Source organism: Curvivirga aplysinae, assembly GCF_009711445.1.
Taxonomy (GTDB): domain Bacteria; phylum Pseudomonadota; class Alphaproteobacteria; order UBA8366; family Aestuariispiraceae; genus Curvivirga; species Curvivirga aplysinae.
In genome coordinates, this window is record NZ_SMMC01000076.1 from 1 (window position 1) to 7,506 (window position 7,506).

Annotated in this window: 7 protein-coding genes; 2 read left to right on the forward strand and 5 right to left on the reverse strand. The window is 40.2% G+C overall.

All coding sequences use genetic code 11. The annotated features are described in order from the left end of the window. The 3 genes from pgmG to galU form a co-directional block, all read right to left on the reverse strand. Nucleotides 1-1,372: phosphoglucomutase/phosphomannomutase PgmG (pgmG, locus tag E1160_RS01355; protein ID WP_155153196.1), on the reverse strand; the 1,372-nt coding region annotated here is incomplete at its 3' end. A gap of 58 nt (nucleotides 1,373-1,430) precedes the next feature. Then, complete coding sequence (locus tag E1160_RS01360) at nucleotides 1,431-2,735, reverse strand: UDP-glucose dehydrogenase family protein (RefSeq protein WP_155153197.1); 1,305 nt, start codon at nucleotides 2,733-2,735, stop codon at nucleotides 1,431-1,433. A 34-nt stretch (nucleotides 2,736-2,769) separates the two neighbouring features. After that, the gene (galU, locus tag E1160_RS01365; RefSeq protein WP_155153198.1) at nucleotides 2,770-3,651 is read right to left on the reverse strand and encodes a UTP--glucose-1-phosphate uridylyltransferase GalU; all 882 of its coding nucleotides are present in this window, start codon (nucleotides 3,649-3,651) and stop codon (nucleotides 2,770-2,772) included. 229 nt (nucleotides 3,652-3,880) lie between these two features. Between galU and cysQ the strand changes: the two genes are divergently transcribed. Next, nucleotides 3,881-4,672, forward strand: a complete 792-nt coding sequence (gene cysQ, locus E1160_RS01370) for a 3'(2'),5'-bisphosphate nucleotidase CysQ (protein ID WP_155153199.1) — start codon at nucleotides 3,881-3,883, stop codon at nucleotides 4,670-4,672. Nucleotides 4,673-4,688: 16 nt separating this feature from the next. Here the strand turns inward: cysQ and E1160_RS01375 are convergent, their stop codons facing one another. Next, nucleotides 4,689-5,531, reverse strand: a complete 843-nt coding sequence (locus E1160_RS01375; protein ID WP_155153200.1) for a methylated-DNA--[protein]-cysteine S-methyltransferase — start codon at nucleotides 5,529-5,531, stop codon at nucleotides 4,689-4,691. A 140-nt stretch (nucleotides 5,532-5,671) separates the two neighbouring features. On the opposite strand from E1160_RS01375, the gene E1160_RS01380 reads away from it, so the two are divergent. Then, nucleotides 5,672-7,000, forward strand: a complete 1,329-nt coding sequence (locus tag E1160_RS01380; RefSeq protein WP_155153201.1) for a hypothetical protein — start codon at nucleotides 5,672-5,674, stop codon at nucleotides 6,998-7,000. Between the two features lie 36 nt (nucleotides 7,001-7,036). Here E1160_RS01380 and E1160_RS01385 read toward each other — a convergent pair. Beyond that, a partial coding sequence (locus E1160_RS01385) for an Lrp/AsnC family transcriptional regulator (RefSeq protein ID WP_235914013.1) occupies nucleotides 7,037-7,506 on the reverse strand: 470 nt, incomplete at its 5' end.

Sequence of the window (7,506 nt, forward strand, 5' to 3'; positions counted from 1 at the left end):
CATTTACACCAGAAAGACTAAATTGTTCCTTCACGCGACCTTTGAGAGTTTCTAAACTCGATTCGTCTTCTGCTTCACAACGCACAACAAGTGCATTTTGTGTATTAGAAGCCCTTATAAGCCACCATCCACCATTTTCATTCACGCGAACCCCATCAATATCGTTCACATCAACATCTGTTTGAGACAAGCGCTCTTTGATTTCATCAACGATCGCAAATTTACGGCTTTCATCCACATCAATTCGGATTTCTGGCGTATTAACAACTTGAGGCAACTCATCACGTAACTCATCAATACTTTTACCTGAAACCACAAGATAATTAATTAAACGTACTGCAGTATAAAGCGCATCATCATAACCGTAATACTTATCAGCAAAAAAGATATGCCCACTCATCTCACCGGCTAACGGTGCATCACGCTTTGCCATTTCAGATTTAATAATAGAGTGACCCGTCGGCGCCATGACCGGATCTCCACCAAGGCGTGCGACTTCATCAAATAACATTTGGCTCGCTTTAACATCGGCTATAATAGAGGCACCCGGTACATTCTTTAATACATCACGAGACAATATTGCCAGAAGCTGATCCCCCCACAAAATACGTCCCTGACTATCGACTACACCAATACGATCACCATCCCCATCAAAAGCAATACCTATATCAGCTTCTGCCTCTGCAACAGCTTCTTGTAATTGCACTAGATTTTCTGGAACCGTCGGGTCTGGATGATGGTTTGGAAAAGTTCCATCAACCTCATCATTTATTACGTAGTGCTCACCTGGCATTAGTTTTGCCAATGCTATAGTTGATGGTGCAGCAGAACCGTTACCCGGATCCCATACGATTTTCAAACCTTTACGTGACGTATAATCACGCATCATACGTGTCACATAACCGGAAACGATTGCCCCAATATCCATCACGCCACCACGTGCCTCACGCCAAATTCCGCGTAAAGCCAGCTCACGTAATTCTTGAATCTGCTCCCCATAAAATGGTTTATTTTCAACCATCATCTTGAAGCCGTTATATTCCGATGGATTATGAGAACCTGTCACCATGACGGCCACATCAGCTTTTAAGACCTTACTGGCAAAATACAATCCAGGACTAGGCACTAATCCAACACGTAAAACATACATACCTGAAGAAGCAAGGCCTCGGCATAATTCTTCTTCAAGGATTGGTGAGCTATGACGCCCATCATAGCCAACAACAGCCAGCTGGCCATTATTTCCTGCTGCGATAGTCCCTAAACTGCGCCCCAGAGCCAATGCATCTGCAGTTGTTAAATTTTTTCCTACAATGCCTCGAATATCATATTCACGCATAATTGTTCGATCAAAGCGATGCCCAACTATCATTTCAAACGATCCTAAACCTTTATATATTCTTCCCCATTAGAAGCAAAACAGCCTAAACTTACTTGCGTCCAATACTAGTATAAGCGATTCCTAATTGTTTCATACGTTCTGGATTATACATATTACGCAAGTCAACAAGAATCGGCTTTGCCATTTCATCTTTCATCCTAGAAAGATCTATCATTCGGAATTCATTCCATTCAGTTATGATAACCGCACAATCAGCATCCTTGATTGCTGCATATGTGCTACTTTCCCAATTTACGTCGGATAAGTATTCTTGAGCTTCTTCCATACCTTTTGGATCATAAGCATGAATATAGGCCCCCATATTTTGTAAAGCAGGTATAATATCGAGAGAAGGACTATCTCTCATATCATCGGTCTCAGCTTTAAATGTCACTCCTAATATGGCAATTTTCTTACCTGTGACATCCCCACCGCAAGCTTCAATAACTTTTGTTGCCATAGCTTTCTTGCGACTTGCATTAACGTCTACGACCGTTTCAACAATTCTTACAGGTGTTCCAGCTTCTTCAGCGGTTCTCACAAGTGCTAAGGTATCCTTAGGAAAACAAGAGCCACCATATCCTGGCCCCGCCTGTAGGAATCGAGGACCAATCCGACTATCAGACCCCATACCCTGAGCAACAGATTCAACGTCCGCACCTACTTTTTCACATAAGTCTGCTAATTCGTTAATAAAAGAAATCTTAACCGCAAGAAACGCATTTGCTGCGTATTTGATAAGTTCTGCTGTTTCCAATCCTGTCATCATGACTTCGACATTATTAGAAGAAAGCGGTTGATAGATATTCGCCATAACCTCTTTAGCACGATCAGATTCAACCCCAAGCACAACACGGTCAGGTTTTGTAAAATCTTTGATTGCAGCGCCCTCACGAAGAAATTCAGGATTTGAAACAACGTCAAAATCCGCATCGGGATTGGTTTCTTTAACAATACGTGCAACTTCTCTCGCAGTACCTACAGGGACAGTAGATTTATCAACGATGACTGTATACCCGTCTATGGCCATCGCAATATCTCTGGCGGCAGCATAAACATAGCTTAAATCAGCATGTCCATCGCCATGGCGTGTTGGTGTACCAACCGCAATAAAGACAGCATCAGCCCCCTTAACCCCTTCTTCAAGTGAGGTTGTAAAATGCAAACGACCTGCATCTGCGTTTTCTTTGACCATATCGTCAAGGCCAGGCTCATAGATTGGTATTATACCTTTCTTTAATTTACTGATTTTTTCTTCATCAAGATCCACGCAGGTAACATCAATACCAAATTGAGAAAAGCATGCACCGGATACCAAACCAACATAACCGGTACCAATCATTGTAATTTTCATCAGACTACTTTCTTTTAATGATAAGGCTCAACGCTTATCGGGCATATTTTTTTAACAAAGATTGAACATCAGGGGACATTTGCTGATCTATTGCAGCAAAAGCTATATTCGCCTCAAGCCAGCCTAATTTGTTTCCACAATCAAAATATGTTGCCTTATAACGCAAGCCATGAAATGGATGTCTGCCAATCATATTAGCCATTGCATCAGTCAGTTGGATTTCACCTGATTTATCAGCACTTTGTTTTTCAAGCCAATCAAATACTTCAGGCAATAAAACATATCTTCCTGTAATCGAAAGTGTACTAGGTGCATCCTCTGGATTTGGTTTTTCGACTAATCCTTCAATGATCGGCAAATCGGCATCTTGATTGGGGGTATCTAAGATTCCGTAACGTTTGGTTTGTTCCAGCGGTACATCCATGACCGCAACAATATTTCCGCCAGTATCATCATGCGCATTTATTAACTGCTTGATGCATGGTTCCTGTCCATTATACATCATTAAATCATCAGTAGACATAATAGCAAATGGTTCGTCTCCTATTAGGTCTTTCGCACATAAAACCGCATGTCCGAGACCCAAAGGTCGCATTTGTCGCACATATTTAATACGGCCAGGTTCTTGTAGGAATTCGGTAACTTGTTGCAAGGCCTCATTTTTTCCACGTTTTCGCAGACTGTCTTCTAACTCATAAGAAATATCAAAATGATCTTCGATTGCCTGTTTGTTACGACCAGTTACGAAAATAATTTCCTCAATTCCCGCCTCAATTGCTTCTTCAACAGCGTATTGAATAAGCGGTTTATCGACCACAGGTAACATTTCCTTTGGGATTGATTTAGTAGCAGGTAACATTCGAGTACCGAAACCAGCTACCGGGAAAACGGCCTTTGTTACTTTTGAAGATAACATCTTGCATTCCATATTGTGTAGTACCAAGCGACTTTAATTGCCATATTCTGCATTGACAAACAAGTAGCTTAGCTATCTTTCTCAGCATTCTAGTATTACTTACTTACGAAAGATTACGTTTTCTTAACAATTCGAAAAAAACACAGCTCTTGATTTCTTTCCTTAATCAAAATATTAACGAAATTGATAAAATATTTATATTCACACAAAACCTTAGGTAATTAATCACATGACCTCTTATGCTGCACCAGAAACATTGATGGAAGAAGTTATCAAAATCATCCGTGAAGCGGGAGCAAAAGTCATGGATATATACGAATCCGATTTTGAGACTTATTCAAAATCAGATTCTTCTCCGGTAACTGAAGCAGATTTAAAAGCTGAAGAGATCATTACACCGGCCTTGGAAAAACTGACCCCAGGCATAAAAGTTGTTGGTGAAGAAGCAGCCTCTCAGGGTAAAGCGCCAAGTGTGGGTAATGACGACCCTTTCTGGCTTGTAGACCCTGTTGATGGTACTAAAGAATTTTTAAACAAAAATGGTGAATTCACTGTAAATATTGCTCTGATTGACAAAAGAAAACCTGTTTTGGGTGCGGTTCTAGTACCAGCTAGAAATACATTATATACAGGTATTGTCGGACAAGGCGCAACCAAACAGGTTGGGAATGAGCCCCCTCAACCTATTTCAGTGCGAGAAGAACAAGAAGATGGTGTTACCATTGTTGCGAGTCGTCGACATGGTGATCCTGAGTTATTAGAGAAATTTTTGAACGGCAGAACACTCAAAGAAACAATCAATGCTGGTAGTAGCCTTAAATTTTGCTTAGTCGCTGAAGGTTCCGCCGATTTATATCCAAGATTTGGCCCAACATGCGAATGGGATGTTGGAGCCGCACATGCAGTTTTAGAAGCTGCAGGCGGATTAATCACTCTCGAAGATGGCAAAACACCGTTTACATATGCAAAACGTGAAGATTTCTTAAATCCTCACTTTATCGCTTGGGGTGGCATTCGTTAATAAATTGAGATCAGAGCTATGATGCGGCTTCATATCCCATCATAGCCAATTTTCTTGGCAATCCCCAACGATAACCGCCAAGATAACCTGTATTTCTAATTACTCGATGGCATGGGATTACCCAGCCGACAGGATTAGAACCAATGGCGGTCCCAACTGCTCTAGCAGCACCAGTTTTCATTTCAAGTTTTTTAGCGATATCACCATAAGTGACTAGTTGACCTTTCGGAATTTCCATCAAGGCCTGCCAAACTTTCACCTGAAATTCACTACCCTTTATAAACAATTTTAACTTTGTGCGTTTACTCGGATCAACCTGATCTGGATGCTGAAAGATTTGCTTCATATATGGATATGTATAATCAAAGTCTTCAATCAGTTGCGCCATAGGCCAACGCCTTGACATATCTGCAAAGCATTCTTGTTTCCCGCGGTCATCTAAAAACGCCAATCCGCATAAACCGCGATCAGTTGCGAGAATTAAAGTTTCTCCAAACACCCCTTGATGCCATGCATAACGTATCTTCAAGCCCTTAGCTTGTTGTTTATACTCACCTGGTGTCATCGCTTCCACAGATACGAATAAATCATGCAAACGGCTTGGACCGGACAAACCACTATCCAATGCTGCCCCTAAAACCGATTCATTATCAGCTAATGATCTTTTGGCATGTTCCAATGTTAAGACACTAATAAATTTTTTAGGGCTTATCCCTACCCATTCAGAAAATAATTTTTGGAAATTAAATTCATTCATGCGCACTTGCTTCGCAATCTCCAAAAGCTCTGGCTGTTCATCCCAATGATCAGCGATAAACTCTAAAGCCTGAGCTACTTTATCATAAGAATTCTGCGTCATATCTGCACCTTTTGATCTATTAATATATGCATAATGATAAAATTCGCCTCAATTCCCCACCCGTTTCTTGGTATATCAAAAATTTCGGTTATACTTTTAAATAGTATCGACAAAGTTCATAAACTTATAAGGGGTATTTTATGTTACCGATCATACGTCACCCAAAGACAACGCAACGTGTATTAGATAGAATTGGACAAAGCCAATTCCCTGATTTTAAAAAAATCATCGCAACAGGCTTCCAAGAGTATGAACCTTTATACCCCCGCTTTCAGAAAATTGGGACACGAAAATATAATAGATTAAGAAATAAGATTGCTCGTAAAGAGAAAACTGTAAACCAAGGAAAGCCGCCCAAAGATCAAATCAATCTTTACACATCACGTCATAAACGTATTGAAACTAAATGGTATTTAAATTTAACAGCCGATATCAAAGGCTTCAGAAATCAATGGCATGCTTCCATTGAAAGCCTAAAAGATATCGATCAACCACAATCCATTGCATGGCAGAACCCAGAAAATGGAGCCTTCGGCTCAGGATACAATATGTTCCATCTACAATGCGATGCTATGATTGATGCGATTGGATATTTATATAATGATGGAGACTCTACAGCGCCTGAATATCCACTTGATTTTCTAGAACCAATCAATACGGGAGAAAAAATCACAGAATATCTCACGCCATTAATCACCTCCAATTTACGTAAAACTGGTATTAATCATCGTGATCAAATCGGTGCAATTACAGGCTCAATGTCCCAATTAGTATATAAATCCTACCTACGTGATTACGTTAATACATACGTAGATGGTCTTGATATTACAGATGAATATAAAGGTGCATACACGAAATTTCTGGATGATTGGCAAGATCCGACAACGGGCTTTTGGGGTGCATGGTTTGAGGTAGATGGTAAAATCTTGAAATCACCAGATCTCAGCCTCACCTATCATACCGTCAAATATCGCAAAGGAAAAATTAATCTCTGGGAAGAACTAATCGACACTCTGTTAGCGATAAAAACTCAGCCCTATCCATTTGGCTGGTCCGTACAAGGTCATATGAATAACCATAATAGTATGGATGTGGTCCGAATCATGAAACTTGGCTGGGAGCACATGACAGAAGATCAAAAAGAAAGTTCTGTTAAAGATATAGAAGAAATGCTCGACTGGTGTTTAAACGATTCTCTAGAACCTGATGGCACATTCCGATATTTCAGTTTCTATAATAGCCAAGGGGACGCATTTTACTATGGTGTCGCTTTCCTAGATGCTGTCGGCTACATTAATCCAGATAATTTATTTTGGACCGATAAAACCTTCCCTGAAGGTAAAGGTCTATGCCTGAAGATCAAGAAGCGCCTAATAGAAATGGGCTTAGATAATTCTGGTGCTCAAAACGCATTAGACATTTTAAACAGAGATTGCCCCTGCAATCAGGAAGAAAAAGCAAAATCTTAACCATAAACTTAAGGGCTGCACATTCGCAGCCCTTATTCATCTAATATAATCAAGTGGAAGTTTCGTCGTGTATTTAATTTGTTCCATTGAGAAATGAGAACTGACATCAAACATATCTGCAATCGAAATTAGTCGCTTATAAACTTTATCATATGCCCCAATATCAGGCACTTGGACTTTGAGCATATAGTCAACATCCCCACTCATCCGATATACTTCAACAACCTCATCAATTTTCTCTAATCCCTCTGCAAACTGTTTTAACCAGTCAGGATTATGTTGATTCGTCTTAATCGCGACAAATACCGTCACACCAACATTGAGCTTATCTGCATCTAATATCGCTACACGTCCTTTAATGACGCCATTTTTTTCCATATTTTGAATACGACGCCAACAGGGGGTTGTAGATAAACCAACCCTATCCGCAATATCAGACACAGAGAGTTCTGCATTTTCCTGCAATAGTCCCAAAATCTTTTTATCAATATTATCCATTATTACAA

Excerpts from the sequence above, each read along its gene's own strand:
- E1160_RS01360 (WP_155153197.1), bottom strand. The coding sequence starts at position 2,735 with ATGAAAATTACAATGATTGGTACCGGTTATGTTGGTTTGGTATCCGGT.
- galU (WP_155153198.1), bottom strand. The coding sequence starts at position 3,651 with ATGTTATCTTCAAAAGTAACAAAGGCCGTTTTCCCGGTAGCTGGTTTC.
- cysQ (WP_155153199.1), top strand. The coding sequence starts at position 3,881 with ATGACCTCTTATGCTGCACCAGAAACATTGATGGAAGAAGTTATCAAA.
- E1160_RS01375 (WP_155153200.1), bottom strand. The coding sequence starts at position 5,531 with ATGACGCAGAATTCTTATGATAAAGTAGCTCAGGCTTTAGAGTTTATC.
- E1160_RS01380 (WP_155153201.1), top strand. The coding sequence starts at position 5,672 with ATGTTACCGATCATACGTCACCCAAAGACAACGCAACGTGTATTAGAT.